Here is a 26387-nt window from a genome sequence, read left to right as displayed (position 1 = left end):
AGTAAATGCTAGTTATCACAAACTATAACTGCTGCGACTCCGGTCACCCCCTACCCGCGTGGCCCGCCGCCCCCCGCCCCCCCCCCCCCCCCCCCCCGCCCCTGACCCGCTACTGGACCTGCTGGGCCGTGTAGTAGCCGGTGTCGATCAGGGTCTTCTGGACGTTGTCCTTGTAGACCACGACCGGCTGGAGCAGCATCGACGGGACGACCTTGACGCCGTTGTTGTAGTCCTTGGTGTTGTTCACCTCGGGCTTGCCGCCCTTGAGGACGGTGTCGGCCATCTTGACGGTCACCGCGGCGAGCTGGCGGGTGTCCTTGTAGACGGTGGCGTACTGCTCACCCTTCATGATCGACTTGACCGAGGCGAGCTCGGCGTCCTGGCCGGTCACGACCGGGTACGGCTGGCCGGAGGTGCCGTAGCCGGCGCTCTTGAGGGCGGACAGGATGCCGATCGACAGGCCGTCGTACGGGGAGAGCACACCCTGGACCTTCGCGCCGCCGGTGTAGGCCTTGGTGATCAGGTCCTCCATGCGCTTCTGCGCGGTGGCCGGGTCCCAGCGCAGGATCGCGACGGTCTTGAAGTCGGTCTCCTTGCTCTTGACGACCAGGGTGCCCTTGTCGATGTACGGCTTCAGGGTGGCCATCGCGCCGTTGTAGAAGAACGTCGCGTTGTTGTCGTCGGGCGACCCGGCGAAGACCTCGATGTTGAACGGGCCCTTGGCGGTGCCGTCGGAGCCGTCCTCCTTCTTCAGGCCGAGGCCGGTGAGGAGGGACTCGGCCTGCAGGACGCCGACCTTGTAGTTGTCGAAGGTCGCGTAGTAGTCGACGTTCGGCGTCTTGCGGATCAGCCGGTCGTAGGCGATGACCGGGATCTTCTTGTCGGCCGCCTCCTGCAGCTGCGTGGTGAGGGCGGTGCCGTCGATCGAGGCGACGATCAGGAGCTTGGCGCCCCGGGTGATCTGGTTCTCGATCTGGTTGACCTGGGTGGGGATGTCGTTCTCGGCGTACTGCAGGTCGACCTTGTAGCCCAGCTTCTCCAGCGAGGCCTTCAGGTTGTCCCCGTCGTGGATCCACCGCTCGGAGGACTTGGTCGGCATGGTGACGCCGATCAGCGCGCCCTTGGCCGAACCGGCGTCCGAGCCCTTCTTGTCGACGGTCTTCGTGCTCGAACCGCACGCCGCGGTCACGCTGAGGGCCATGAACAGGCCCGTGGCCATCGTGGCCAGCTTTGTGATTTTCATGTCTCACCTTTGGGGTGGGGCTGGGCGGTTACGCCGGTATTACGGCCTGGTTTCCCACTGCTGTGTCGGGAGTGTTACCGGTCACAAATCCGATGTCAAGACACAGTTCTGCAACGCCCCTGCCTCGGCTCGGCCATTGACTTTGCCCATGTGACCGGTAACATCCGGCTTCCGGGAGGTCATCGCGGCCCGCCTCCGGCCCGTACCAAGAGGAGCGTTGCTTCACATGCGCATCACCGGAATCTCGACACACGTCGCCGGCACCCCCTGGCGCAACCTGACGTTCGTTCAGGTCCATACCGACGAGGGGCTCACGGGCGTCGGCGAGGCGCGGATGCTCAGCCACACCGACGCGCTCATCGGCTACCTCGCCGAGGCGGAGATCAACCACATCAAGGGCTCCGACCCCTTCGACATCGAGGACCTCGTCCACCGGATGAAGTACGGCGACTACGGCCGGGCCGGCGAGATCGCGATGTCCGGGATCGCGTGCGTCGAGATGGCCTGCTGGGACATCGTCGGCAAGGCCCTCGGCCAGCCCGTGTGGCGGCTCCTGGGCGGCAAGGTCCGCGACAAGATCAAGGCGTACGCCAACGGCTGGTACACCGTCGACCTCACCCCCGAGGCGTTCCACGACGCGGCCAGGAAGGTGATCGAGAGCGGGTACAAGGCGCTCAAGTTCGACCCGTTCGGCACCGGCACGATGGAGCTGGACCACGCCGACACGATGCGCGCGGTGAGCCTCGTCGAGGCCGTCCGCGACGCCATCGGCGACGAGGCCGAGCTGCTCGTCGAGATGCACGGCCGGTTCTCTCCGGCGACCGCGATCCGGCTGGCCGGCCTGCTCGCGCCGTTCAACCCGAGCTGGCTCGAGGAGCCCTGCCCGCCGGAGAACCTCAAGGCCCTCGCCAAGGTCTCCGCGCACACCGACCTGCCGATCGCGACCGGCGAGCGCATCCACGACCGGATCGAGTTCCGCGAGCTGTTCGAGCTGCAGGCCGTGGACATCATCCAGCCGGACGTCGGCCACATCGGCGGCATCCTGGAGACCCGCAAGCTCGCGGCCACCGCCGAGACGCACTACACCCTCATCGCCCCGCACAACGTCGGCGGCCCGGTGCTCACCGCCGCCAACCTGCACCTGGCGGCCTGCACGCCGAACTTCAAGATCCAGGAGCACTTCAACGACTTCGCCGACTCGGCGATCAAGGGCGTGGCCCCCGGCCTGCCCGAGGTCGTCGACGGGTACTTCTCGCTGCCCGAGGCCCCCGGTCTCGGCGTCGAGCTCGACCTGGACGCGCTCGCCGAGTTCCCCCGCCAGCAGGCCAACTTCAACCTGTTCAAAGAGGACTGGCACTACCGCGACCCGGCCCGGACCAAGTGAGCCGGTCCATCCTCCTGGAGCGGCCGGGCCGGCACCGGCTGATCAAGGGAGACGTGCCCGTGCCCGGCCCCGGCGAGGTCCTCGTCCGCGTCGCCGCGGCCGGCATCTGCGGCAGCGACCGCGAGCTGTACGAGGGCGGCCGCCCGGAGGCGTACTGCTCCTTCCCCATCGTTCCCGGCCACGAGTGGTCGGGGACGATCGTGGCGACCGGTCCCGGCGTCGACCCGGCGCTGACCGGCCTGCCGACGGTCGGCGAGGGCTTCGTGAGCTGCCAGACCTGCGTCCGCTGCCGCGAGGGCGACACGAACCTGTGCGGCGCCGGCTACGACGAGATCGGGTTCACCCGGCCCGGGGCGTTCGCCGACCACCTGGTCGTGCCGGCCCGGCTGCTGCACCCGCTGCCGCCGGGCACCGACCTGCGGGCCGCCGTGCTGCTCGAACCGGCGGCGGTCGCCGCCGCCGCCGTGCTGCGCGCCGCGCCGCTGCCCGGCGAGCGGGTCGGCGTGGTCGGCGCGGGCACGCTCGGCCTGCTCACGATCCAGCTCCTGGCCGCCTCGTCCCCCGCCGAGCTCGTCGTCAGCGACCCGCGCGCCGGCCGCGAGCCGGTCGCGCGGGCGGGCGGGGCGACCGCCTACTTCCACCCGAGCGAACTCGGCGAGCTCCACCTCGACGTCGTCGTGGAGACCGCCGGCGCCCGTGACTCGGCGGCGGCCGCCGCCCGGCAGGTGCGCAAGGGCGGCCGGCTGGTGCTGACCGGAATCCCCGGCGTGGAACCGGAGATGCTGTCCCCGTCCGTGATCGTCGAACGTCAGCTGACGATCACTAGCGTGTTCGGCGCCTCGTCGGCGGCCTGGGCACACGCCGTACGGGCGTTCACCGCCGGCCTGCTCGACCTCGACCCTCTGGTCACACACGAGTTGCCGCTGGAGGATTACCCCGAAGCGGTGGCGCTGCTCGGCCGGGGCGGCGACGACGTCGGCAAGATCATCCTGAAGCCCTAGGAGTACCCGTAATGAGCGTTTCCCGGTATCCCGGTGAGCACCTGCTCGACCGGCTCGGCATGCCCGCCCGCGGCGGCGCCCCCGCCGGTTCGGAGGCCCGGTTCCCCGACGGCGGAAGCTGGCGCACCGAGCTGCCCTCCTGTGAGGGGCCGGAGGTGCTGGCCGCCGCGCTGGAGGAGATCGACCGCCTCGAGGTGCCGATCCACCGCATCAGCCAGGGCAGCGGCATCTGGATGCTCACCGACGCCGAGATCACCGAGATGGTCAAGGCGTGCGAGGAGCGCCACATCGAGCTGTGCCTGTTCGTCGGCCCGCGCGGCACCTGGGACGTCGGCGCCGGCGTCAAGGCGTCGTCCGGCGGCTCCGGGCCGCGCGCCCGCGGCCGCGACCAGCTCGCCCAGTGCGTCGAGGAGGCCGAGCGCGCCGTCGCCCTCGGCGTCCGCTGCCTGCTCGTCGCCGACGAGGGCGTGCTGTGGACGCTGCACCGGCTGCGCGCGGCCGGCGTGCTGCCCGCCGATGTCACCTTCAAGGTCTCGGCGCTGGTCGGGCCGGTCAACCCGGCCGCGTACGCGATCTGGGAGAAGCTCGGCGGCGACTCCATCAACGTGCCCAGCGACCTGACGATCGGGCAGATCGCCGAGCTGCGGGCGCAGAGCGCCGCGCCGATGGACTTCTACGTCGAGGCGCCCGACGACCTCGGCGGCTTCGTCCGGCTGTACGACGCGGCCGAGCTGATCCGCTGCGGCGCGCCGATCTACCTGAAGTTCGGCCTGCGCAACATGCCCGGCATCTACCCGGTCGGCCGCCACCTGCGCGACCTGGCCGTCAACGCCATGCGGGAGCGCGTCCACCGCGGCCGCCTGGCACTGGACATCCTGGAGCGTCTCGGCGCGGACGGCGGCATGTCCCCGCTCGGCTCCCGCCTGCCCGGCACCCTGAACCGCTTCCCCACCGACGGAGACGTGCGATGACGCTGCTGTACGGAGTCGATCCCCGGACCGGCGAACGCCTGGAGCCGGGCGTGCCGGAGACGTCCCCCGAGACGGTCGCCGCGCTGGGCGTCGCCGCGGCGAAGGCCGCGCGCACCCTCGCGGAGCTGCCGCTGCCCGACCGGGCCGCGCTGCTCGAGGCCGTCGCCGGCGCCCTCGAGGCCGCGGCCGACGAGCTCGTGCCGCTGGCCGACGCCGAGACCGCGCTCGGCACCACCCGCCTGAGCGGCGAGGTGGAACGTACCACCGGCCAGTTGCGGCTGCTGGCAGGCGAGGCGCGCGGCGAGGGCTTCCAGCAGGACGTCGCCGAGCCCGGGTTCGTCCGGGCGCTGCTGCCGATCGGGCCGGTCGCGGTGTACGCCGCGAGCAACTTCCCGTTCGCGTTCTCGGTCGCGGGCGGCGACACGGCCTCGGCCTGGGCGGCCGGCTGCCCGGTCATCGTCAAGGCCCACCCCGGCCACCCGCGCACGTCCGCGCGTACCGCCGAGATCGTCACCGAGGCCCTCGCCAAGGCGGGCGCGCCCGAGGGGACCTTCGCGCTCGTGCACGGGTTCGACGCGGGCATGGCCCTGATCAACGACCCGAACATCAGGGCGGCCGGGTTCACCGGCTCCGTACGCGGCGGGCGGGCGCTGTTCGACGCCGCCGCGAGCCGCCCGGACCCGATCCCGTTCTACGGCGAGCTGGGCAGCATCAACCCGGCCTTCGTCACCGAGGCGGCGGTCGCCGCCCGCGGTGCGGAGATCGCGCGCGGCTACGTCGGGTCGTTCACGCTCGGGTCCGGGCAGTTCTGCACGAAGCCGGGCCTGCTGTTCCTGCCCGCCGGGCACGGCCTGGAGCCCGTGCTCTCGGAGGCGGTCGCGGCGGTCGCGGCGCCGGCGCTGCTGACCCCGCAGATCACCGACGGGTTCCGCACCGGCGTCGAGCGCCTCGCGGGCGCGACGCGCACCGTCGCGGAGGGCGCCGGGGCGCACCTGTTCGCGGTGAGCGCCGAGGAGTTCGCGGCGCGGCCCGAGCTGACGGAGGAGTGCTTCGGCCCGGCCTCGGTCATCGTCGAGTACTCCTCGGAGGAGGAGCTGCGCGCCGCCGTCGCCGCCGTGCCCGGCTCGCTCACCGCGACCGTGCACGCCGAGCCGTCCGACGCCGACCTGGCGCGCGGCCTCGTCGCCGAGCTGGCCCGGCACGTCGGCCGGGTCGTCTACAACGGCTGGCCCACCGGCGTCGCGGTGAACCGGTCGATGCAGCACGGCGGTCCCTGGCCCGCGACGACGGCGCCGCTGCACACGTCCGTCGGCACCGCCGCGATCCGGCGCTTCCAGGTCCCGGTCACCTTCCAGGGCCTGCCGGACGAGCTGCTCCCGCCGACCGTGCGGTGAGTTAACGCGTTGCCGAGGTGAACATCCGCTCCTACGCTCGGGCTGCGATCGGCGTGTAGCTCAGTCAGACAGAGCACCGGGCTTGGACCCGGAGGGCGCGGGGGCGGAACCCGCCACGCCGGCATGGTTCCTCCCGAGGTGCGCATCGGCGCCGGGTACCCGTCCTGGCAGCTGGCGAAGGCGTTCACGACCGCGTCCGACCACGAGGACGACGAGACCCGGCGGCGCGCGGAGGAGCGCGTGCGCCGCTGGGAGCGGGTGCTGACCCGTATGGCGGACGGCACCGTCACGGTCGGGTCGCGGACGCCGGTCGCCGGGTTCCCGGTCTGGGTCACCCCGGAGGTCGTACGCGGCGGCTTCGCCACGGGCGAGGCCGCCGCCGGCGGTCCCCTCCTGCCGCACGAGGTCGAGGCCGCCCGCCGGGCCGGCGTGCCGGCCGACCGGTACGCGCTGTTCCGCCACCACCTGACCGACGCGGGCCTGGCCGAGCTGTACGCGCTGCTGGACGGCGGCGCGTACGAGGTGGCCGTGCCGGAGGAGGCGGCGCTGCTCACGGTCGCGTGGCTACTGCGGTCCGGCGACCGGCCGGCGGCGCTCACGCTGCTGGAGGAGATCCACCCCTTCGCCGACCGGCTCCGCCTCACCCCACGCCCGACCACCGGTTCCGCGCCGCGCGGCGCGGTCGCCTCCCACGATGAGGTCGTGCATCGCGAGACGGTCGGTGAGGTGCGCGCCGCGCTCGACGGCCGCCGCCCGAACCACGCGGTCGCGGCGATGAACGAGGCGCTCACCGTCTGGAACCCGTTCGCCGACGAACTCCTCACGCACTGGCTGGAGACGGTCGAGTCCGGGCGCGTCGCGGCCACCGAACTCGACGGCTGGCGGGAGCGCGGCGCCGGCCTGCTCGCGCGGTACCGGGAGCTCGCCACTGTCCACACCCTGTGCACAAAGCATCGCCACCCCAAGGAGAACCTCGCGATCCTGCGCACCGCGCTGGAGGAGGCGGTCGCCGGGCGCGAGCTCGATCCGCGACTGCGCGGCCTGCTGCGGCACGCGGTCGACTCGATGGTCCGCCGGCGCGGCGTCCCCGGGTCGGCGCGGCACGTCGCGCTCCGTACCGCCCAGGCCGTCAACGCCTCCCGCCCGGCGACGCACGCCCTGGCCCAGGTGCTCGTCGCGCGACGGCTCGAGGCGGCGGCTCGGCGCACACCGCGCTCGTACGCCTTGGGGAGCTGGCGCTGCAGGGCTTCCCGGGCACGATCCTGCCGAACCCGCTGATCCGGGAGCTGTCCACGCTGTCCCGGCAGGCGGGCCTGGACGTGCCGTTCACCGAGGAGCTGGCCGCCGACATCTTCATGGGCGCCTTCTCCCCCAAGTACCCGCGCGCCGCCCGGCTGGCCGCCGACCTGCTCGAGGGCACGCTCTACGACCGGTACTACGGGATCGACTACGCGGCGGTCCGCGGGCTGCCCGAGCCCGAGCGGTTCGCCGTGGTGTGCCGTGGGCGGGCCGGGGACCTGGCGGGCGGCTCGTGGGTGGCGGCGAACGGCAAGGTGATCGAGCAGGCGCAGATCCTCACGACGCACAACCTCGCCGCGCTCGTCCACCCGATCGGTGTGGATCCGGCCGGTGGCTGGGCGGACCTCGCCCGCCGGGCGTTCACCACCGTGTGCCGCCTCACCGCCCGGGTGGAGGGCAACCGGTACCCGCTGGGCCTCATCAAGGACGCCGCGTACGCCTGGCGGCAGGTGGTGTTCTTCCTGTCGCTGTGCGGCCTGGAGGAGCAGATCGCCGTCATCGCCGGGATCCAGGAGGAGGTCCGGCGCCACCCGGAGCACGTCGTACGGCGGGTGGCGCCGGTGCTCGCCGGGCTGCGGCACGTCCTCGTCGGCGGCAGCCTGGACGACGACAGCGCCCCGACCGCCCGCCGCTTCACCGGCTGGAGCACCACCGGCCACTGGATGCGCAACGCCTGAGAGATATTGAGCGCGCAGATCATCTGTGCGTAGAATAAGTTCCGATCCTTCCAGGAACGGAGCATGGTCATGTGGGAGTACGAGCACACCGCCGAGACGGCCGCTTCTCCGGAGGCGGTGTGGCGGCTGTGGGCCGACGTGCCCGGCTGGGGCATGTGGAACGCCGAGATCGAGAAGGTCGAGATCGACGGACCGTTCGCGGTCGGAGCGCAGATCACCATGACGCCGCCCGATGACGAACCGGTCGTACTGAAGGTCGTCGAGGTGGCGGAGAACGCGCTGTTCGTCGACCAGTTGGACGCCGGCGACTTCGTCGTCACCACGACGCACCGCGTCGAACCGCTCGGCCACGGCCGGAGCCGAATCGTCTACCGCACGGAGATCGACGGACCGGCCGCCGACCAGGTCGGTCCCGAGCTGGGCCCGGCGATCACCGCGGACTTCCCCGACACCGTCGCGGCGCTCGTCCGGCTGGCCGAGGGCCGATGACGCACCATCCCGACGAGAGCCCCGGCTTCCTGCTCTGGCAGGTCACGCTGCGCTGGCAGCGGGAGATGACCACGACCCTGGCCCCGCTCGACCTGACCCACGTGCAGTTCGTCCTGCTGGCCACCACCTGGTGGCTCAACTCCCAGGGCGAGGAGCCGAACCAGCTCACCCTGGCCCGGCAGGCCGCCACGGACATCAAGATGACGTCGCAGGTGGTGCGCAAGCTCGAGGACAAGGGCCTCGTCGAGCGCCACGTCGACCCTGCCGACACGCGCGCCAGGCGGCTCCGGGTGACCGAGCGGGGCGCGGAGGCGGCGCGGGCGGCGGTCGAGGCGGTGGAGGCGGCCGACGCGGAGTTCTTCCGCCGGGTGCCCGACCCGACGGCGCTGCTGCGGGCCCTCAGGCCGCTGGCCGCGCCGCCGGACGAGACGAGCCCATAGGGCGTGTCAGGCGGGCAGGCGGCTGAACCAGTCGACGATCGCCGCCGTGCCGGTCACCGCCGTCCCGAGGTGCCGGGAGCCCTGGTGGTCGATCGGGCCGAGGTCGATCGTCCGCAGGTCGGCACCGCTCGCGCGGAACGCCGCCCGGCAGCGGTCGGTGTTGGCGGTGACCGCCTGCTCGTCGCCGGTGGCGTAGTACAGCCGGGCGGGAACGCGCGGCACCCAGCCGGTGCAGGTCGCGTCGGCCACCCGCAGCGCCGCGGCGAACGCCCCGGACGGGTGCCGCAGCAGGTCGAGGCCGTGTGCGGTGAGGAGATGGTCGAGGTCGTCGGGCAGCGCCGCGAGCATCTCCTGCCCGGGAGTCGTCCCGTCGAACAGTCGCTCCACCTTGTCGGCGTACGGCGCCCGGAAGACCTGGCCCGGCGCGTCGTAGAGGTGGTGCAGGCGGTTCCAGGAGACGAGCAGGTACGTCGTATAGGCCACGCCGAGCTTCGGGGGGATCTCCCGGCCCGCGAGAACCGCCGGGAGCTCGACGTCGCGGAAGGCGTAGGCGCCGCTGATCGGCGCCACCGCGCCGAGCCGGTACCAGGGGTCGGCGCCGTCCTGCAGCGCCCGCGCCAGTCCCAGTGCCGCCGACGCCCCCTGCGAGAAGCCGGTGACCAGCACGCGTCGCTGCGGCGTCCGCCCCCGGCCTGCCATGAACGCGCGGGCCGCGCGCAGCATGTCCAGGGAGGCGGTGGTCTCCGACGGGACGTCCATCCACGGGTGGGTGCCCGGTCCCTTGCCCAGCCCGAGATAGTCGGGGGTGACGGCGGCGAAGCCCGCCGCGCCGAACGTCATCGCCGGGGCGGCGGAGAAGTCGTCCTCGCCGATCGAGGGGGCGTCCTCCTTGTAGCTCTGGGTGCCGTGGGTGAACGACACCAGGCGCGGCCTGCGGTCACCGCCCCGTGGCAGCACGACCAGACCGCTGGCGATCGTCGGCCGGCCCTCAGCGTCCACGGTGCGGTAGACGAGGCGGTCGAGTTCGACGCCGTAACGGACGGCGGACCGCCCGAACCCGGCCTTGCCCAGCGCCGTGCGCGTCTGTTCGGCCGAGAGGACGCCGAGGCGTGCGGGGGCGGCGGCCAGGGTGCCCCGGCCGCCGGCCGGGTGCGTGGTCCGGGTCCGCGCGTTCGCGGACGCGGGGCCCGCGACGGTCCCGGCGGTAGCGACACAGGCGGCCGTCGCGAGGGCGACGGCTCGTCGGCTGACAGGAATTCTCATGCCGCCGACGCTAGGGACGCCCGCCGGCCGGCCCCAGCCTGCCAACCCCCGTGACCACGGTGTACCCAGCCCCCCGCACCGAATGGTCTCGAAGTCGGCGCCGAGGATTTCGGTGCCAGGGACGACGGCGATCCAGGGCGTTGATGACCGCACCAGACCGGCACCCGCCGAAAGTCTCGGATAACGCCAGCACTGCCGCCCGGTTTACGACCCATCGTCCTATTCGCAAACCGGAGCGCGTAACGGCCACTGAGCATTCCGCGCCGACCGACGCCACAGGCCTTCCATCTTCAGGTCACTGAGGGACCCGCGCCTGTTCGCCTTTCGGCCACCGTCGCATCGAACCGAATTTTCGGTCGGAAGAAAGCCGCCAGTCAGAGAGCCGACGGCCGCTCGAGATCACATAAGAGCTGTTCACCGGCCCGCAGGCGATGTCGCCATCACATGCCGACAGACGATGATCGCTGGGAGTAATGTGACGGATGACAAAGAACTAGGCGAACAGTGAGACATGAGCGTTATCTGGCGGATAGGGTGCCGCGTGCGTCGTTGATGAATTCAGTCTCGCGGCGCTCTCAGACCTACTTCCCTTCGCTGGAGGTACTGCATGCGCCTGAAAAGGGCGACTCTCACCTTTGCCGGTGCGGCGGCCTCTCTCGCCGTCACCACCCTGGCCGCGTCCCCCGCGTGGGCCTGCAACGACCGGGACCCCGCGCTCCGGCTCGAGGCCAAGTGCGGCGCGAACGGTCAGCCGAACTGGATGGTCTACAACCCCAACACGTGGGGCGCCGTGCCGTTCACCTGGAACGACGACAAGGGCGGCCACAGCAACAGCAAGATCCCCGCGCCCGCTGGCGGTGCCGTCGCACTGCCGACCCACGCGTCCAAGGTGACCGTGGTGGCGTACCGGCCCGATGGCAAGGACCGCCATCACCTGCCCGTCTGGCAGCGGCACGGAGCGTTCGGCGTGAAGCACTGCGCCGCCGCGCCGACCCCGACACAGAAGCCCCACAAGCCGGGCAAGCCGGTGACGCACAAGCCCAGCCCGACCCCGACCAAGTCGAGCGCCAAGCCCGCGACGGCGACGCCGGTCCCGACGGCGCCCAGCGGCGAGGCCCGCCCGGCGACGCCGGTCAAGGCGCAGCCGAAGTTCACCGGCTGACGTACGAAGGCTGACCGTCGTATCCGGGAAGGCGCGTTCCCGGACACGACGAACGCTCGCAGGCGGCCCGGGATGGCGCGATCCCCGGCGCGCCCGCGAACGAACGCTCACAGGCGGCCCGGGACGGTGCGTTCCCGGGCCGTCCGCCTGTCATCCAACCCGCGATTCGCTAAGGAGCGAGACCGATGTCCATCAGCACGGCCGCGTCGCGGCCCCGCTGGGCGGCCGCGACGATCGGCGTCGCCCTCGGTATCACGCTGACCGGCTGCGGCGGCGGCTCCGACCACCCGGGCAAGAGCGCCCCAGCGGCGGACACGAACTCCACGGCGGCCGCCACCGACTCGGCGAAGTTCGGCGACGGCCCGAGCACGATCGCCACCGCGCGTACGAAGACGGTGCAGATCTACCAGAACCCCGGGGACGCCGATCCGAGCATGCGGCTGAAGAACCCGAACCCGGACGGCGTCACGCGGGTCTTCCTCGTGGTGGGCACCAAGCCCGGCTGGCTGCACGTCCTGCTGCCGGCGCCGCCGAACGGCAGCCAGGGCTGGATCGCCGCGAAAGACGTCACGACCGCCAAGACGAGCTACTGGGTGCAGGTCCTGCAGTCGGCGCACCGCGTGAAGGTGTACAAGGGCAAGCAAGTGCTGATCGACACCCCGGCGGCGATCGGCAAGGCCGACACCCCCACCCCCGGCGGCCGCTACTACCTCACCGAACTGCTGCAGGCGCCGAACCCCAACGGCGCGTACGGCCCGTACGCCTACGGCCTGAACGGCTACTCGACGACGCTCACCCAGTTCAACGGCCAGGATCCGATCATCGGCATCCACGGCACCAACGAGCCCAAGTCGCTCGGGACCTCCGTCAGCCACGGCTGCGTCCGCGTCGGCAACACGGTGATCACCAAGATGGCGAAGATGCTGCCGCTCGGCACCCCGGTGCAGATCGCGTCCTAGACGTTCGCGAGAACGACCGCCACGATCGCGCGGTCCAGCGGATCCTCCAGGCCGGCCCCTGCCTCGGGAGCGCACGCACCCTCGAAGATCTCGCACAGCGCCTGGACGAGGGCCGGCCGCCACCGCCGTCGCGTCAGGTCGTCGAGTTGCCGGCGAGCCCGCGTGTCGGCCTCCGCGCGGCCCACACGCGGAGGCCGACCGCGACCTCCGGATGACTGCGGGCCGCGGGTCCGCCGTCGGCCGGGATCTCGTCGACGCGCCGCCAGAGCCGGTCGATCTCCGCGAGGCCCTCGGACCTCCGCCCCAGGAGCAGCAGCGCCTTGACCCGGACGACAGCACGAACGCCGGTCGAGTCCGTATTTAGACTCCGCTTCGTGTTAGGTCGGCTGCTCTCCGGGTATCCCGCCGCATCTACCCCGAACGAAGAGCGGTCAACGCGGAGAAGGTGCAGACATGGCGAGTGACGTCCGTACTTCCACGACGACCCCGGCCGGCTCCCCCACGGAGCACGACGATTCGACCGGAGAACTCGTCAGTCGGGCGACGCGGCAGATCAGTGAGCTGATCCATCAGGAGTTCGCGCTGGCAAAGGCCGAACTGGCCGACAAGGGCAAGGAGGCGGGGCGCGGCGCCGGGCTGTTCGGCGGGGCCGGGACCGTCGCCTTCTACGGCGGCGCCACGCTGATCGGCGCGGCGGTCGCGGGCCTCGCGGTCGCGTTGCCGGTCTGGGCGGCGGCCCTGATCGTCGGCGTGGTGCTGCTGGCGATCGCCGGCCTGCTGGCCGCCGCGGGACGGTCGCGGCTGCGCCGGGCGACGCCGCCCCTGCCCGAGCAGGCCACCGAGTCCGTGAAGACCGATGTGCACGAGATCAAGGACCATCTCAAGGAAGGGCATTCCCGATGAGCGACTCCCCGACGGCGGGCGGCGCCGAAGACAAGAAGGGCCGGCCGGATGACCGGCAGGAGCTGAAGGCCGACATCGAGCAGACGAGAGAGGAACTGGGCGAGACCGTGGAGGCGCTGGCGGCGAAGGCCGACGTGCCCGCGCGGGTCCGTGGCAAGGCCGCCCAGTTGCGCGAGCAGGCGACCGACACCCTCGGGACCCTGACGCAGACCGTACGCGAGAAGGCGCCGCAGCTACGCGACCAGGCGTCCGGCACCTTCGGAACGCTGACGCAGACCGTACGCGAGAAGGCCCCGCAACTGCGCGAGCAGGCGACCGGGACCCTCGGAACGCTGACGCAGACCGTACGGGAGAAGGCGCCGCAGGTGCGGGAGCAGGTGGCCGGGCCGGTGGCCAAGGTGGGGCAGGCCGTGCCCGAGCCCGCGCGGCGGACGGTCGCGCGCACCGGCCGGCAGGCGACGGAGGCCGCGGGCCGGCGGCCCGGCGCGCTCTACGCGGCGGCCGGGGTCTGCGCGGCGGCCGGGCTGTGGCTGTGGCGTCGCGGCCGCGGACGGCGCTGACGAACGACTCCGCCCGGCACCCGGACGTCCTCACGACCCGGGTGCCGGGCGGCCAAACCGAGCGGCGGCCGCCGAGGGTCTCCGTGGCGCCGGTGACGAAGAACCCTCGGCGGCGACGGCGAGCCGCCTAGCGGCTGCCGTGCTTCGCGGCCTCGTACTTGTCGATGATCAGACCGAGTTGCGCGTACTTCTCGCTGTAGGCCACCGGGTGCGCGCCCGGCGCGGTCGGCGGGCGGTTCGGGTCGACGTACTGGTTCCCCAGGTTGGAGAACACCGCGATGATGTAGTTGCGGCCGTTCTTACCGGGCAGGGACCGTACGATGCCGGCGTCGCTGCCGGAGTTGGAGACCAGGCCCGTCTTGTGGGCGAAGGTCACCTCGGCCTTGGCGTTGCAGGGCCGCACGTCGTGCTGGTAGGCGTCCCCGTCGACGGTGACGCTGCCGTCGGCGGCGATCCACCGGGACGGGACGAGCTGGGGGATGCCGGGGGCCGGGTAGTCCGCGCCGCACCAGTTGACCGTCGACAGCACGTCGTTCATGCCCTGGTCGGCGAGTTCCTTCTTGAAGAACTCACGCGAGGACCTGCTCAGCACGTCCCGGGTGACGGCCTTGCCGTTCGGCGCGGTCCACACCGTGCCCGGTGCGCCGTTGATGAGGGTGAGGAGCTTGGCGGTGTCCAGGGAGCTCATCGTGACCGGGTTGCTCCAGTGCCCGCCGTTGGCCGGGTTGGTCTCCTTGACCTGGAGCGTCTCCAGGCCCAGGTCCTGGAACGTCTGGTTCAGCTCATCGACCGCGCCGTGGTCCCACAGCATCTTCAGCAACGCGCACGAGGCCCCGTTCGAGGACCACGTCAGCGACGCGTCGACGTAGTTGCGGATCGTGTCGCTGCTCGCCCCGCCGCACAGCGAACTGACGCTGGTCGGGTTGTACGCGTAGGTGTCGTCCAGCTTGACGACGCCCTTGTCCACCAGCCGCAGCACCCCGAAGTTGATCATCAGCTTCAGGACCGAGGCCGGGTAGGGCAGCATGAAGTCGGTCGAGGCGTTCTCCCGCCCCGGAACCACGTCGATCGTGCCCTGAGCATGGTTGGTGTACCAGCCCGCATCGTCCCACTGCCGCCACCGCACGTCACTGGTGTGGAAGTTCTTGTCGACCGGGATGACCTTGCCGTGCGGGTACTGCGGGCTCATCAGCACCGTGCCCGACGACACCGGCCGGTTGTGCCGGTTCAGTTCGATGACGGTCGCGTCGAGCTGTGGCTGCTGGGAGATGGGCTTCGCGTCGTCGGCGGCGGCCAGCAGCCGCGCCTGCTGCTGCGGTGTCTGCGCGTCCTTGTCGACGGAGTTCGCCCGCAGGCTACGGGCCGCGGCGGCCGTGGTCGGCGGGTCCGTGTCGAGGACGTCCTGGAACCTCAGGCCGTCCATCGTCTGCTGAAGCTTGTTCGCGATCTCGCTGACGGAGCCGTTCCTGGGCCTTGCGGCCGCCTGGGCCGGCGCGATGGCGGCGCCGATCAGCGCGCCCGCGGCGGCGAGGCACACGACGCTCCGCCCCCAGATCCGAGATTTTGACATGCCGTCAAGGTAGCCAAAAGATCGTTTTGGTAACGACCGAATCGCGGATTTCGACGATCTTGTTACACGGCCCCGGCGCGGTCTGCGTCCGCGCCGGGGCCGGGCCACTAGGAGAACCAGCGGTGGGGATGCCGGGTCAGGCTGTAGCCGGCGACGCCCGCCACGGCGGCCAGCACGCCGCCGCCGATCGTCCACCACCAGCGGGTCGACGGCCAGGAGAACGAGAACCAGCTCTTGGCGCGCTGGACCGGTTTCGGTGCCGAGCTGACCGCCGACGGGTCCGCCGAGGGCATGGCGTCCGGGGCCACGGTCGCGCCGGGGTTGACGGCGGGCGACAGCGGGGCCTTGAGGTGCGCGCCGGACGGCTCGGCGTTCCCGTGCTTGGCGCTGATCCGCAGCCGTACGTCGATCGGCAGGCCGAGGCCCTGCTCCGGCAGGTCGGCCGCCGCCAGCCGTACGAAGTAGGTGCCCGGCAGCGGGTCGCTGGACCAGGGCTCGGCCCAGGAGCGGATCTGCCGCAGCGTGCACTGGAGCGAGACCTTGGCCGCGCCGGACTGCGCGGTGACGGTCTGCGGGCCCGCCGTGCAGGCCTGCCGCCGACGCAGCCCGTCGAAGACCTCGACGTTCCAGGTGCTGGCCCCGAGCCGGTTCGCGTCGGTGGGCAGGGTGATCGTGACGGCGATCCGGTCGGTCTGTCCCGCCGCCGCGGCGAACGACCAGTAGAGGTAGTCGCCGGTCGACGCGGACAGCCGTGCGGACTGGCCGGGCTGCACGGTCGTCGCGGTGAGGAACGACGTCCCGGCGGTGCCGATCGTCGTACGCGGCTTGGGCGACGCCTTGCCACCGGCGAAGGCCGGTCCGGCGGTGGCCAGCGCGAGGGCGGCGGTCGCGATCGAAAGGGACAGGAGTCTCGTGACGCGCACGGTCAGTTCTCCTTCCAGATGGCGATCCGCCAGCGGGCGAGCCAGCCGACGATGAGCCCGGCGACCAGGCCGGCGGCGGTGAGCACGACGAGCAGCAGCCAGCCGCGGCCGAGGTCCGGGCCGTTCGGCGTCGGCGAGGACGGCACGACGTCGACGGTCAGCTCCAGTGGCATGCCGGGCGTCGTCCGTACGCCGGGCGGTGCGGCGAAGGAGTTGCTCACGACCAGGCAGACGGTGCCGGCCGCGGACCCGCCCGTGCCCGCCGACGTGGAAGCGCTCGGCTCCGCCGACTTCGTCGGTCGCTGGTCGGACCAGCGCAGCCCGGTGGACAGGACGTCGGTGCGCCCGCTGCTCGCGTCCGTGCCTCGCACGAGTTCCTGGCCGTCTTGGGACGTCGCGCGCAGCAGCACCCCGTAGTCGGGGTTCAGTTTGCGGTCGAGGGCGACGCTGACGGAGGCGCGCAGTTCCTGCCCGGGGCCCACGGGGACGCGGTAGTAGCGGTGCTCGCTGATCCGTTCGCGGTCGGTGTACACGCCGGGCGACAGCACCGGGGCGTTGGTGCACTGCGTAGCGCCCGCGACCTGCTGCGGGGTCCGCTGGTACGTGCTGCCGGCCCGGTGCACGAGCTGGTTGAGCCGGCTGGTGAGCTGCTGCTGGTGCTGGACGGCGGTGTACGTTCCGCCGGTGGCGTCGGCGATGCAGGTGAGCTGCCGCCGGACCTTGTCGTCCAGGGTCAGCCCGAGCGTGTCGATGACGAGGTGGGTGCCCTGCGCGGCGAGCTCACGGGCGACGTCGCACGGGTCGGGCGGCGCGCAGGTGTCCTCGCCGTCGGTGATGAGGACGATCCGCCGGGTCGTCTCGCCGGTCCCCAGGTCCTTGGCGGCGGCACGCAGGGCCAAGCCGATCGGGGTCCAGCCGGTGGGGCGCAGGGTCGCGATGGCGGCCTTCGCCTCGACCTTGTTCACCTGGGCGACCGGGCTGATCTGCTGGGTGTCACGGCATCCGACGGACTGGGGGCTGCCGGGGAAGCGGTAGCGGGACCCGAGGACGCGGATGCCGAGCTGCGTCTCGCCCGGCAGGGCGTCCACCACTTCGTCGAAGGACTGCTGGGCCACCGATATGCGGCTGCGTCCGTCGATGTCCCGAGCCCGCATCGAGCCGCTGACGTCCAGGACGAGCTCGACCTTGGGCGGCTCCGTGGCAGTGGCCTTGGCGGCGCGGGCGGGGGGCGCGCCGAACATCGCCAGAGCGGCCAGCATGCACAGCAGGCCGGCCGCGGACCGTCGTCTGATGATCACCCGAGGATCCTAATGATCATCAGATGGCGCGCTAAATCGGAATCAGGACCGTGACTCCGTGCCGTGCATGCCGTACCGCTCCTGGTCCGACGGGCGGGGCCCTTCGGGGCCGTCGCGGCCGACGCGGAGCATCCGCGAGACGCGCACGATGCGGAACCTCCGGTCCAGCACCGCGAACTCCGGCCCGCTCATCGCCTCGATCTGGTCGGCGGCCTCGTTCCACTCGGCGATCTCCTCAGGAGTGGCGGGCTCGCCCTGGAACTCCAGCAGCCGGGGCAGCAGCTCGCTGAAGTACTTCGCCAGGTGCGTACGGGCCTGGTCGGGACCGTCCGCGCCGGTGAGGGGGTCCCAGGAGTCTCCCTTGATCTCCACCACCGTGTAGGTCGGCGGGAGCAGGACCACGCCGGGGTGGGTGCGGATCGCGTGCCGGGCCTCGATCTGCACCGTTTCGGGGACGGTACCGGGGATGGGCAGGTGCCCGACGAGGTTCAGCCGTAGCTGCGCCTCCCACTGCCCCACCGGCGTCCGCGGGTCGATGAGGTGGTCCTCGAGCATCCGGGCGCCGTACGGAGGGTCGGTGTCGGTGGGCCGCGGCGGCTCCATCAGCCGCTGTCCGATCAGGGTGAACTTCTCGATCCTGATCACCCGGTAGCGGCGGTCGCCGATCTCCCACTCGTCCTTGGGGAGCTGCTTGCCGTCCTCCGGGTCGAGCCGGTCGGCCGCCGCGCGCATGGCGCGGACGGTCTCCGGGTCGTCCTCGTCCTTCGACCCCATCCGCAGGGCGGCGGCCAGGGAGTACCGGGCGCCCTCCGGATCGCCCGCGCCGACGCAGCCGATGCGCCACTCGGTGCCCTTCTGCACGGCGTACCCGAAGTCGGGCGCTCCCGCCGGGAGGAGCTTGGTGAAGGTCCGGATGCGGTCCCCGAGGTCCCGATCACGCATCGCGGCGACCGGGTCGAGGTCCGCGACCACATTGATGTAGTCGTATCCAGGCATTAACGGAAAGGACATGGGCCCATCTTTACCTGCGAACTCCGGGGCGCGCATCACTTTCCCCGGATCCAGGGAAGAAGTGGATCGGTTCGATGATCTCCCTGGTCAGCGCGACCGGCGACGCTTTTGGCATTCTGGGCGGCTACGGATTTACGAGCTATGTCGTTAATGGCCATAAAGGGGGTTGCAGGCGCCGCTACACCGACCCATGATCGATACGTGCCCCGGGCCGGCGTCGGTGTCCAGGACGACGTCGGCGCGGTTCCACGTCGTCTCGCGGGCGAGCAGCTCGGCCTCCTGCGCCGCCCACCGCTCCCAGTGCGGCGCGTAGGCGTCTCCGTCGCGATCGAGCGCCCGCCGCCGGCGGGTCCGCTCCCCCGCCTCCAGCCAGACCAGCACGCTCGCGTAGCCGGCGGCACGACGCGCCCCGGCCCCGACGCCTTCGACGATGAGCAGCGCGGGCGGGGGAAGCTCGATCGGCGTCCGCCAGCGCGCGGTCGTCCAGTCGTACCGTGGGACGTACGCGGTGCGCCCGGCGGCCAGCGGGGCGAGGACCTCCGCGACCAGCAGGTCGACGCCGTGCTCGAGGCCGTCCCAGCCGCCGTAGAGGTCCTCGAGGCGCACCACCGGCGCGCCCGACTCCCGGTGCAGCGAGGCGGCGAGCGTCGACTTGCCGGAGCCGGACCGCCCGTCGATCGCGATGACGCGTGTCCGGCCGGCGCGGACCGGCGCCGCGCGCAGCCGCGCGGCCAGGTCCCGCACCCGCCGACGGTGGATCTCGCTCACGGGCCTATCGCCCGTGGATCAGGGCCGTGATGTCGGCGAACAGCCGCTGCGCGGCGGCGGCCGCCTCGTCGGAGGTCAGGTCCATGTTCTGGATGAAGCCGTGCACCAGTCCGGGCTCTCGCCGGTGCACGGTGCGGACGCCGGCCTCGGCCAGCCGGTCCGCGTAGGCGTCGCCCTCGTCGCGGAGCGTGTCGTGTTCGGCGGTCACGAGGATCGTGTCCGGCATGCCACGCAGGTCGGCGGCGAACAGCGGGCTGGCCGGAACGCGCGTCGCCGGATCGGGCGTCCACTGCTCGACGGCCCAGGCGAGGAAGTCGGCCGCCGGCCCGTAGTCGGCGCTCTTCTCCTGGACGCTGGGCCGGGACAGTGTCAGGTCCGTGTTGGGGCAGATGAGGATCTGTACGCGGGGCAGCGGGCCGCCCTCGTCGCGCAGCCGCAGGCAGGCCATCGTCGCCACGTGGCCGCCCGCGCTGTCGCCCGCCACCGCCACCGGCTCGACCCGGCGCAGGACGTCGACCACGTCGTCGACGGCCGCCGGGTACGGATGCTCGGGAGCCCGCCGGTAGTCCACGGCGAGAACCTCCACGTCGCACGCCTCGGCGATGCGCCGGCAGGTCCGGTCATGGGTGTCCAGGTCGCACATCACCCAGGCGCCCCCGTGGACGAAGACGACGAGCGGCCGCTCCTCCTCGGACGGGCGATAGTGCCGCAGCGTGGGTCCGTCCGGTCCGCGCACGTCCTCGACCCGGACCATCTCCGGCCCCCGGGGCCGCGCGCCGGCCCGGCGACGGCTTCCATCACGCAGTTCATGCAGATCGGGTACGGCCATGAGCAGCGATCGTAGGTGCCGGATTCGACAAAGCAAAAGTCCCGGCGGGAGCGGCTCGAAGCCGCCCCGCCGGGACCGGGTCACAGGTCAGTTACCGGGCCGGGGGCCCAGGTCAGCCGTCGGTGCGAGGGGCGCAGCCTGCGATCGTGAGCAACAGTGCGCTGCACCGCATCGCAATTCGCTCGTGCCGGCGGTGGGTGGTCGGCCAGACTTGCCGCCTGTGACGTTCCTTCACGTGTTCGACATGGACGGGACCCTCCTCGAGGGGACGACGGCGAGCCTGCAGATCGCGCGGCACGTCGGGTCGACGGATGCGCTGGTCGAGTTGGAAGAACGGTTCGCGGCCGGGGAGATCGACACGCGTGCCTTCTCGTCCGCCCTTCCCACGCTGTGGCGGGAGCTGACGCCCTCGGACGTCGCCGCCGCGTTCGCCGCGAGTCCCTGGCTGTCCGGGATCCGGGAGGTGTGCGCGGACATCCGGGCGCGCGGGGAACGCTCGGTGGTGATCACCATGTCGCCCGACTTCTTCGCCCGCCACCTGCTCGACCTGGGCTTCGACGAGGTGGTGGCCTCCCGGTTCCCGGCGCTGCCGTTCGTCGAGCCGCTCGATCCCGCGAACGTCCTGACCCCCCAGGACAAGGTTCGGATCGTGGCGGAGATCTGCGAGCAGCACGACCTCACGCACGCGCGGTGCGTCGCGTACGGCGACTCGATGTCCGACGCGCCGCTGTTCCAGCGGCTGACCAGGACGGTGGCGGTGAACGCGGACCACCACCTGGCCGACCTCGCCGCGCTCAGCTACCGCGGCGGCGACCTTCAGGAGGCGTACGCGCTCGGCCGTACGCTCCTCACCGAGAACTGACGCGTCACGGGCGCGGGATGTTGCGCAGGTTGGATCGGGCGAGCTGGACCATGCGGCCGACGCCGCCGGTCAGCACCAGCTTGCTCGTGGTCGTGGCGAAGCCGGCCAGTTGGCGGCCGGTGATGCGCGGCGGGATCGACAGGGCGTTCGGGTCGGTGACCAGGTCCACCAGTGACGGGCCGGGGTGCGCGAGGCCCTCGCGGAGCGCGTCGCGTACGTCACGCGGGTCCTCGACGCGGACGGCGTGCGCCCCGGCGGCCCGCGCGATCGCGGCGTAGTCGGTGTGCGGATAGGTGGTCGCGTACGGCGGGAAGCCTCCGACCATCATCTCCAGGTCGACCATGCCGAGGCTGGAGTTGTCGAACAGGGCGACCGTCACCGGCAGGTCGTAGTCGATCAGCGTGAGAAGGTCGCCCATCAGCATCGAGAAGCCGCCGTCGCCGGACATGCTGACGACCTGCCGGCCGGGGTCGAGCAGTTGCGCGCCGATGGCCTGGGGCATGGCGTTCGCCATCGAGCCGTGGCTGAACGACCCGATCATCCGGCGCCGGCCGTTCGGGGACAGGTAGCGGGCCGCCCAGACGTTGCACATCCCGGTGTCGACCGTGAAGACCGCGTCGTCGGCGGCCTCCTCGTCCAGGATGGCGGCGACGTACTCCGGGTGGATCGGCCGGTGGTGTTCGACGTCGCGGGTGTAGGCGGTGACCACTCCTTCGAGGGCGTCGGCGTGCTTCTTCAGCATCCGGTCCAGGAAACGGCGGTCGGTCTTCTCCCGGACCCGCGGGATGAGCGCGCACAGCGTCTCCCGGACGTCTCCCCAGACCGCCACGTCCAGGCGGGAACGGCGGCCCAGGTGCTCGGCCAGGATGTCGACCTGGGCGGTGCGCACGTCCTCGGGCAGGAAGGCGGTGTAGGGGAAGTCGGTGCCCAGCAGGATCAGCAGGTCGGCCTCGTGCATCGCCTCGTACGCGGCGCCGTAGCCGAGCAGCCCGGACATGCCGACGTCGAACGGGTTGTCGTACTGGATCCAGTCCTTGCCGCGCAGCGCGTGCCCGACCGGTGCCTTGACGCGCTCGGCGAACTCCATGACCTCGTCGTGGGCGCCGGCCGTGCCGCGCCCGCAGAACAGTGTGATCGCGTCGGCCTCGTCGACCAGCCGCGCCAGCTCGGCGATCTCCGCGTCGCCGGGGCGTACGGTGGGCCGCTCGGTGACCATGGCGACGTCGCCGTCCGGGGACGGCGCCTCCTGCCCGGCGACGTCGCCCGTCACGCTCACGACGGAGACGCCGGAACGTCCGATGGCGTGCTGGATGGCGGTGGTCACGACCCGCGGCGTCTGCTCCGGGGTCGAGATCAGCTCGGAGTAGTGGCTGCACTCGGCGAAGAGCCGGTCCGGGTGGGTCTCCTGGAAGTACGCCGTGCCGATCTCGGCGCTGGGGATGTGCGCGGCCACGGCCAGCACCGGCGCCATGCTGCGCTGGGCGTCGTACAGCCCGTTGATGAGATGCACGTGGCCGGGTCCGCTGCTGCCCGCGCACGCGGCCAGATGGCCGGAGAGTTGCGCCTCAGCGCCCGCGGCGAACGCGCCCGTCTCCTCGTGGCGTACCTGGACCCAGTCGATCGCGGCGTTGCGGCGTACGGCGTCGGTGACGGGATTCAGCGCGTCCCCGACCACGCCGTAGAGCCGCCGGACGCCCGCGCGTACGAGCAGGTCGACGAGTTGCTCCGCCACCGTTCGCTTGGCCATCGCTCGGTCCCCCCGGTTGAGCGGCGGCCCGCCGGGCAGTGAGATCTCAGCCGAGTCGCCTTGGCCCTCGTACCAACTGTGCCCCGGTCCGCGACGATGCACACGAACGGGACCGCGCGGGGCCGCACACCGTCGGCGTGCGGCCCCGCGAACACCGCCCTACCAGCTATGGATGCCGGCGCCGTAGGGGTACAGCGGATTCCCGTAGGTCGTGGCCGGTGACTGACCGGCGTCGATCTTCGCCCGGATGTCGGACCGCTCGGCGGCGGTCGCGCCCAGGTCGTACGGCAGGCTCCAGTCCTCGACGGCGTCGGCGGGGGTGTCCGTGCCGCCCGGCTTGAGGACCTGGTCGACGCTGCGCGGGAGCTGCCACGGCAGCGACCCGTGCGGCGTGTAGTCGCCGAACAGGAGGGAGGCCGTCGCCGGGCCGACCTCCTCGCCGCCGCGGTAGGTCATCACGATGGCGTCGGCGATGCCATTCCACTCGGAGATCACCGTCGGCCGGGGCAGGTCCATGACCACGACGACCGGGATGCCCTGGTTGTGGAAGTTCTGGATGATGGCGAGCTGGTCCGCCGGCAGGTACGGCTGTTCCTTCACCCAGGCGGTGGCGTGCGTGTAACTGGGTTCGCCGACCGCCACGACGGCCAGCTTGGGCGACGGCCCGCTGTCCTGGTAGACGTTGACGCCGTCCTTCGCCGCCCGGGCCTTGATCGCGTCCAGGATGTCCAGCGAGCCGTAGTTCTGGTGGAAGTAGCTGGTCCACACGCAGCAGGCGGCGCCGTCGGTGGCACGCGGACCGGCCACCACGATGTTGTCGCCCGCCTTGAGCTTCATCGGCAGGACGCCGTCGTTCTTCAGCAGGGTGATGGACTCGCGCGCGGCCTGGTTGGCGAGCGCGGCGTACGACGGCTGATGGAAGCGGTACGGGCCGTTCACCGGGTCGCCGTACGGGCGGTCGAAGACGCCGAGCTCGAACTTCAGCCGGAGGACCCTCGTCACCGCGTCGTTGATCCTGGCGATCGGCACGCTGGACAGGAAGCTCGCGATCGAGAATCCGGACGCGCCCGGGTCGGCGCCGCCCATCACGTCGGATCCGGCGTTCGCCGCGCTGATCCACGCGCCCGAGGGCAGCCAGTCGGTCGTGATCAGGCCGGTGTAGCCGAGGTTGTTGCGCAGGTAGTCGAGGATCGGCTTGCTGTTGCCCGCGCCCGGCCCGCCCGGGTCGAGGAAGGAACTGCCCGCGTAGCCGGGCATGATGTTGACCGCCCCGGCGTCGAGCGCGGCCCGCCACGGGATCATGTGGTACTTGATCGTCACCGCGTCGTAAACGATGCCCGCCTCGCCGCCGGCTCCCTCCCCCGGCCAGTGCTTGACGGTCGCGAGCACCGAGGTCGGATTCAGCTCCGGCCCGCCCTGCAGACCGGCCACCAGGGCGCGTACCTGAGCGGCCGCGACGTCGGCGTTCTCGCCGTTGCCCTCCTGGATGCGCGGGTAGAGCACCTTCGTGCCGACCTCGGCCAGCGGCCCGAGCACGCCGCGCGTGCCGACCTCCAGCTCCTCGCGGCGCTGCATGTCGCCCAGCTTGTAGTCGAGCGGGTAGTCCTTACCGGCGGCCAGCGCGCTCTGCAGCGGATACGTGGTCTCGTACCCGGAGATCGTGTCGCCCGCGGAGACCGGCGGGATGCCCAGGCGCGTTCCGGCGGCGGCGCGGAGCACCTTGTCGAGGTCGGCCGGCTGCGCCGGGCCGAAGTGCCACCCCGACTGCGGGTACGTCTGGGCGTTGTAGAACATCTGGTACGCCTTCTCCTCGGGGGTCATCCGGCCGAGGAGGTCGGCCACGCGGGTCTCGACCGGCTGCCGCCAGTCCTCGTACGGCTCGATCGTCCCGTCCTTGTTGAGGTCGCGGGCGCCGTTCACGATGTTCACGCCGTCGCCCGCCGCCGTGATCGTGGGCAGGTAGACGCTGAACGTGCGGATGTTCGACGTGGTCCTACCGCCCGAGCCGCCGACCGCGACGACGAACCACTTGTACGTCCAGCGGTCGCCGATGTCCCAGCTCGGCGTGTAGCTCGTGCCCGTCGGCTCGGCGACCTTCGTGTAGAGGTCGAGCAGCCGGCCGGACGCGGTGAAGTCGTAGTCGGTACGGCTGACGTTGAGCCACACCTCGTAGTGCGCGGTACCCGAGACCGCGGCCCAGGACAGGGCCGGGCGGCGGGTGTCGGTGACCATCGCGTGGTCGGCCGGCGCCGACAGCGCGAACTGGCCGGTGGTCGCCGGGGCCTTGGTCGGCGGGGACAGCAGCGGCGGCGTGTTGCTCGACGCGTCGACCGTGCCGAAGATCTGGAACTCCCAGAGCGAGTAGCCGTAGCCCGTGGCCCTGGCCGTGCCGTAGAAGCGCACGTAGCGGCCCTTACCGGAGATCGTGAGGTTCTCGGTGCCGCCCTTGCCGGTCGTGGTGCTGTAGATGCTCGTCCAGTTGGTCCGGTCGTTGGAGACCTCGATCCGGTAGCCGGTGGCGTAGGCGTTCTCCCAGATGAGGGTGGCGCCGGTGATCGTCGCGGGCCCGCCGAGGTCGACCTCCAGCCACTCGTTGTCGGTGTACAGACTGGACCAGCGGGTGTCCGTACGGCCGTCCAGCGCCGCCGCCGGGGCGTTGCCGCCCTCCGTCGAGGAGGCCCGCACCTGCTTGTACGCGGAGATCGGCGTGCCGCTCGGCGGCGGCGTCGACCCCGCCGTGCCGTACACCTGGAACTCCCACAGCGAGTAGCCGTAACCCGTGGCCCTCGCCGTCCCGTAGATCCGGACGTAGCGGCCGGTGCCGGAGACGTCGAGCGTCTGCTTGCCGCCGGTGCCGCTGGTGGTGCTGTAGACCGTCCGCCACGTGGCGGCGTCGTCGGAGACCTGGATCTGGAAGGCCGTCGCGTAGGCCGTCTCCCAGGTGAGGACGACCTGGGAGACGGTGGCGGAGGCGCCGAGGTCGACCTGCAGCCACTGCGGGTCGCTGAACGCGCTCGACCACCGGGTGCCGGTGTCGCCGTCCACGGCCGCCGAGGCGGGGGTGCCGGCGCTCTCGACCGACGAGGCGGTGGCCGGCTTGCCCTGCGAGAGCAGCGTGGCGGCCGCGCTCGCCGAACCGGACAGGACGGTCCCCGCACAGGCGAGGAGCAGGGTCAGGATGGTGATCACTACTGCGGGCACGGCGGGACGGTGTTCCGCTGCCCGGGGACGGGGCTTCATGGGGGCGGCTCCTCTTCGCGGGCACGGCGAAGCGGCGAGGAGACCGCCCGCCGTGAAGCTGGTGGCGGAAAGGACTCCCGGCGGGGGTGGGGGCTCTGACGTGCACCGGGAGCTGAGGAGCGCGCTCTCCCGAGAGACTGATCGGGATCTCGACCGGTGTCAATACTCGGGGAAGGGTTTTTTCGGAGCTTATATTAAGTCCCTGCTTAGCGTGCCCGCGTGGCCTCGTGCCGATACGCCGGGCGGACGGCCGACCGCCGTGCCGGTCACGCGAGGCCCGGCACGACGGTCGGCCGACGGCTCTACCGCCGCATGACCGGCCGACCCGAGCGCCCTCCGCGCCGCGTCGGCCGGCCGCCGCGACCGAGAACCCTCATGCGGGTTCTTCGGTTAC

General features: G+C 71.8%; 24 protein-coding genes and 1 tRNA gene. 14 read left to right on the top strand and 11 right to left on the bottom strand.

What is annotated here, in order from left to right:
* Nucleotides 1–109 precede the first annotated feature (109 nt).
* Nucleotides 110–1243: a multiple monosaccharide ABC transporter substrate-binding protein gene (chvE, locus tag AB0L00_RS39955; RefSeq protein WP_364442821.1), complete on the bottom strand. Its 1134-nt coding sequence runs from the start codon at nt 1241–1243 to the stop codon at nt 110–112.
* A gap of 226 nt (nt 1244–1469) precedes the next feature.
* Between chvE and AB0L00_RS39950 the strand changes: the two genes are divergently transcribed.
* From AB0L00_RS39950 to AB0L00_RS39910, 9 genes are all read left to right on the top strand, one after another.
* Nucleotides 1470–2627, top strand: coding sequence for a mandelate racemase/muconate lactonizing enzyme family protein (locus AB0L00_RS39950; RefSeq protein WP_364442819.1), 1158 nt, complete (start codon nt 1470–1472; stop codon nt 2625–2627).
* A complete protein-coding gene (locus tag AB0L00_RS39945) occupies nt 2624–3628 on the top strand; it encodes an alcohol dehydrogenase catalytic domain-containing protein (protein ID WP_364442818.1) in 1005 nt (334 codons plus the stop codon). Before AB0L00_RS39950 ends, AB0L00_RS39945 begins: the two co-directional genes overlap by 4 nt.
* 11 nt (nt 3629–3639) lie before the next feature.
* The gene (locus AB0L00_RS39940; protein WP_364442816.1) at nt 3640–4599 is read left to right on the top strand and encodes a hypothetical protein; all 960 of its coding nucleotides are present in this window, start codon (nt 3640–3642) and stop codon (nt 4597–4599) included.
* Nucleotides 4596–5993, top strand: a complete 1398-nt coding sequence (locus AB0L00_RS39935) for an aldehyde dehydrogenase (NADP(+)) (protein ID WP_364442815.1) — start codon at nt 4596–4598, stop codon at nt 5991–5993. Before AB0L00_RS39940 ends, AB0L00_RS39935 begins: the two co-directional genes overlap by 4 nt.
* 49 nt (nt 5994–6042) lie before the next feature.
* Nucleotides 6043–6115 (top strand) — tRNA-OTHER (locus AB0L00_RS39930).
* A gap of 1 nt (nt 6116) precedes the next feature.
* Nucleotides 6117–7271, top strand: a complete 1155-nt coding sequence (locus AB0L00_RS39925) for a hypothetical protein (protein WP_364442814.1) — start codon at nt 6117–6119, stop codon at nt 7269–7271.
* 41 nt (nt 7272–7312) lie between these two features.
* A complete protein-coding gene (locus AB0L00_RS39920) occupies nt 7313–7969 on the top strand; it encodes a hypothetical protein (protein ID WP_364442812.1) in 657 nt (218 codons plus the stop codon).
* A 63-nt stretch (nt 7970–8032) separates the two neighbouring features.
* The gene (locus AB0L00_RS39915; protein ID WP_364442811.1) at nt 8033–8458 is read left to right on the top strand and encodes an SRPBCC family protein; all 426 of its coding nucleotides are present in this window, start codon (nt 8033–8035) and stop codon (nt 8456–8458) included.
* Nucleotides 8455–8898, top strand: coding sequence for a MarR family winged helix-turn-helix transcriptional regulator (locus AB0L00_RS39910; RefSeq protein ID WP_364442810.1), 444 nt, complete (start codon nt 8455–8457; stop codon nt 8896–8898). The genes AB0L00_RS39915 and AB0L00_RS39910 overlap by 4 nt, the downstream gene beginning before the upstream one ends.
* A gap of 6 nt (nt 8899–8904) precedes the next feature.
* Here the strand turns inward: AB0L00_RS39910 and AB0L00_RS39905 are convergent, their stop codons facing one another.
* Nucleotides 8905–10161, bottom strand: coding sequence for a hypothetical protein (locus AB0L00_RS39905; RefSeq protein WP_364442809.1), 1257 nt, complete (start codon nt 10159–10161; stop codon nt 8905–8907).
* A gap of 607 nt (nt 10162–10768) precedes the next feature.
* Between AB0L00_RS39905 and AB0L00_RS39900 the strand changes: the two genes are divergently transcribed.
* Together AB0L00_RS39900 and AB0L00_RS39895 are read left to right on the top strand one after the other, a co-directional pair.
* Nucleotides 10769–11323, top strand: coding sequence for a hypothetical protein (locus AB0L00_RS39900; RefSeq protein WP_364442808.1), 555 nt, complete (start codon nt 10769–10771; stop codon nt 11321–11323).
* A gap of 185 nt (nt 11324–11508) precedes the next feature.
* Complete coding sequence (locus tag AB0L00_RS39895; protein WP_364442807.1) at nt 11509–12282, top strand: L,D-transpeptidase; 774 nt, start codon at nt 11509–11511, stop codon at nt 12280–12282.
* Here AB0L00_RS39895 and AB0L00_RS39890 read toward each other — a convergent pair.
* On the bottom strand, nt 12279–12467 hold the full coding sequence (locus AB0L00_RS39890; protein WP_364442805.1) for a hypothetical protein: 189 nt from the start codon (nt 12465–12467) through the stop codon (nt 12279–12281). The genes AB0L00_RS39895 and AB0L00_RS39890 overlap by 4 nt on opposite strands.
* Nucleotides 12468–12735: 268 nt before the next feature.
* On the opposite strand from AB0L00_RS39890, the gene AB0L00_RS39885 reads away from it, so the two are divergent.
* Together AB0L00_RS39885 and AB0L00_RS39880 are read left to right on the top strand one after the other, a co-directional pair.
* The gene (locus tag AB0L00_RS39885; protein WP_364442803.1) at nt 12736–13185 is read left to right on the top strand and encodes a phage holin family protein; all 450 of its coding nucleotides are present in this window, start codon (nt 12736–12738) and stop codon (nt 13183–13185) included.
* Entirely contained in the window at nt 13182–13745 is a 564-nt protein-coding gene (locus AB0L00_RS39880; RefSeq protein ID WP_364442802.1) for a DUF3618 domain-containing protein, read from the top strand. The genes AB0L00_RS39885 and AB0L00_RS39880 overlap by 4 nt, the downstream gene beginning before the upstream one ends.
* Nucleotides 13746–13872: 127 nt before the next feature.
* Here AB0L00_RS39880 and AB0L00_RS39875 read toward each other — a convergent pair whose 3' ends face one another.
* The 6 genes from AB0L00_RS39875 to AB0L00_RS39850 form a co-directional block, all read right to left on the bottom strand.
* On the bottom strand, nt 13873–15315 hold the full coding sequence (locus tag AB0L00_RS39875; RefSeq protein WP_364442800.1) for a serine hydrolase: 1443 nt from the start codon (nt 15313–15315) through the stop codon (nt 13873–13875).
* A gap of 107 nt (nt 15316–15422) precedes the next feature.
* Nucleotides 15423–16238: a hypothetical protein gene (locus tag AB0L00_RS39870; protein ID WP_364442799.1), complete on the bottom strand. Its 816-nt coding sequence runs from the start codon at nt 16236–16238 to the stop codon at nt 15423–15425.
* Nucleotides 16239–16240: 2 nt separating this feature from the next.
* Nucleotides 16241–17536: a VWA domain-containing protein gene (locus AB0L00_RS39865; RefSeq protein WP_364442798.1), complete on the bottom strand. Its 1296-nt coding sequence runs from the start codon at nt 17534–17536 to the stop codon at nt 16241–16243.
* Between the two features lie 42 nt (nt 17537–17578).
* Nucleotides 17579–18547 (bottom strand): DUF5954 family protein, encoded by a 969-nt coding sequence (locus AB0L00_RS39860; RefSeq protein ID WP_364442796.1) that lies wholly within the window; start codon nt 18545–18547, stop codon nt 17579–17581.
* A gap of 147 nt (nt 18548–18694) precedes the next feature.
* Nucleotides 18695–19315, bottom strand: a complete 621-nt coding sequence (locus tag AB0L00_RS39855) for a hypothetical protein (protein ID WP_364442795.1) — start codon at nt 19313–19315, stop codon at nt 18695–18697.
* Nucleotides 19316–19319: 4 nt separating this feature from the next.
* Nucleotides 19320–20144, bottom strand: coding sequence for an alpha/beta hydrolase (locus AB0L00_RS39850; protein WP_364442794.1), 825 nt, complete (start codon nt 20142–20144; stop codon nt 19320–19322).
* Nucleotides 20145–20364: 220 nt separating this feature from the next.
* Between AB0L00_RS39850 and AB0L00_RS39845 the strand changes: the two genes are divergently transcribed.
* The gene (locus AB0L00_RS39845; protein ID WP_364442793.1) at nt 20365–21006 is read left to right on the top strand and encodes an HAD-IB family phosphatase; all 642 of its coding nucleotides are present in this window, start codon (nt 20365–20367) and stop codon (nt 21004–21006) included.
* Between the two features lie 4 nt (nt 21007–21010).
* Here AB0L00_RS39845 and AB0L00_RS39840 read toward each other — a convergent pair whose 3' ends face one another.
* Together AB0L00_RS39840 and AB0L00_RS39835 are read right to left on the bottom strand one after the other, a co-directional pair.
* Nucleotides 21011–22753: a pyruvate dehydrogenase gene (locus AB0L00_RS39840; protein WP_364442792.1), complete on the bottom strand. Its 1743-nt coding sequence runs from the start codon at nt 22751–22753 to the stop codon at nt 21011–21013.
* Nucleotides 22754–22912: 159 nt separating this feature from the next.
* Entirely contained in the window at nt 22913–25954 is a 3042-nt protein-coding gene (locus AB0L00_RS39835; protein ID WP_364442790.1) for a discoidin domain-containing protein, read from the bottom strand.
* Nucleotides 25955–26387 lie beyond the last annotated feature (433 nt).

Origin of the sequence: Actinoallomurus sp. NPDC052308 (genome assembly GCF_040679195.1) — a bacterium.
GTDB classification, from domain to species: Bacteria; Actinomycetota; Actinomycetes; order Streptosporangiales; family Streptosporangiaceae; genus Actinoallomurus; species Actinoallomurus liliacearum.
Note: the sequence above shows the minus strand (reverse complement) of the source record. Positions and strands in the feature narration are given on the sequence as shown.

What these genes read in the sequence shown, in the direction of transcription:
- AB0L00_RS39895 (WP_364442807.1), top strand. Translation starts at nt 11,509, where the DNA reads ATGTCCATCAGCACGGCCGCGTCGCGGCCCCGCTGGGCGGCCGCGACG.
- AB0L00_RS39900 (WP_364442808.1), top strand. Translation starts at nt 10,769, where the DNA reads ATGCGCCTGAAAAGGGCGACTCTCACCTTTGCCGGTGCGGCGGCCTCT.
- AB0L00_RS39875 (WP_364442800.1), bottom strand. Translation starts at nt 15,315, where the DNA reads ATGTCAAAATCTCGGATCTGGGGGCGGAGCGTCGTGTGCCTCGCCGCC.
- AB0L00_RS39925 (WP_364442814.1), top strand. Translation starts at nt 6,117, where the DNA reads ATGGTTCCTCCCGAGGTGCGCATCGGCGCCGGGTACCCGTCCTGGCAG.
- chvE (WP_364442821.1), bottom strand. Translation starts at nt 1,243, where the DNA reads ATGAAAATCACAAAGCTGGCCACGATGGCCACGGGCCTGTTCATGGCC.
- AB0L00_RS39885 (WP_364442803.1), top strand. Translation starts at nt 12,736, where the DNA reads ATGGCGAGTGACGTCCGTACTTCCACGACGACCCCGGCCGGCTCCCCC.
- AB0L00_RS39940 (WP_364442816.1), top strand. Translation starts at nt 3,640, where the DNA reads ATGAGCGTTTCCCGGTATCCCGGTGAGCACCTGCTCGACCGGCTCGGC.
- AB0L00_RS39840 (WP_364442792.1), bottom strand. Translation starts at nt 22,753, where the DNA reads ATGGCCAAGCGAACGGTGGCGGAGCAACTCGTCGACCTGCTCGTACGC.
- AB0L00_RS39905 (WP_364442809.1), bottom strand. Translation starts at nt 10,161, where the DNA reads ATGAGAATTCCTGTCAGCCGACGAGCCGTCGCCCTCGCGACGGCCGCC.
- AB0L00_RS39950 (WP_364442819.1), top strand. Translation starts at nt 1,470, where the DNA reads ATGCGCATCACCGGAATCTCGACACACGTCGCCGGCACCCCCTGGCGC.
- AB0L00_RS39850 (WP_364442794.1), bottom strand. Translation starts at nt 20,144, where the DNA reads ATGGCCGTACCCGATCTGCATGAACTGCGTGATGGAAGCCGTCGCCGG.
- AB0L00_RS39915 (WP_364442811.1), top strand. Translation starts at nt 8,033, where the DNA reads ATGGTCATGTGGGAGTACGAGCACACCGCCGAGACGGCCGCTTCTCCG.
- AB0L00_RS39935 (WP_364442815.1), top strand. Translation starts at nt 4,596, where the DNA reads ATGACGCTGCTGTACGGAGTCGATCCCCGGACCGGCGAACGCCTGGAG.
- AB0L00_RS39880 (WP_364442802.1), top strand. Translation starts at nt 13,182, where the DNA reads ATGAGCGACTCCCCGACGGCGGGCGGCGCCGAAGACAAGAAGGGCCGG.
- AB0L00_RS39910 (WP_364442810.1), top strand. Translation starts at nt 8,455, where the DNA reads ATGACGCACCATCCCGACGAGAGCCCCGGCTTCCTGCTCTGGCAGGTC.
- AB0L00_RS39860 (WP_364442796.1), bottom strand. Translation starts at nt 18,547, where the DNA reads ATGTCCTTTCCGTTAATGCCTGGATACGACTACATCAATGTGGTCGCG.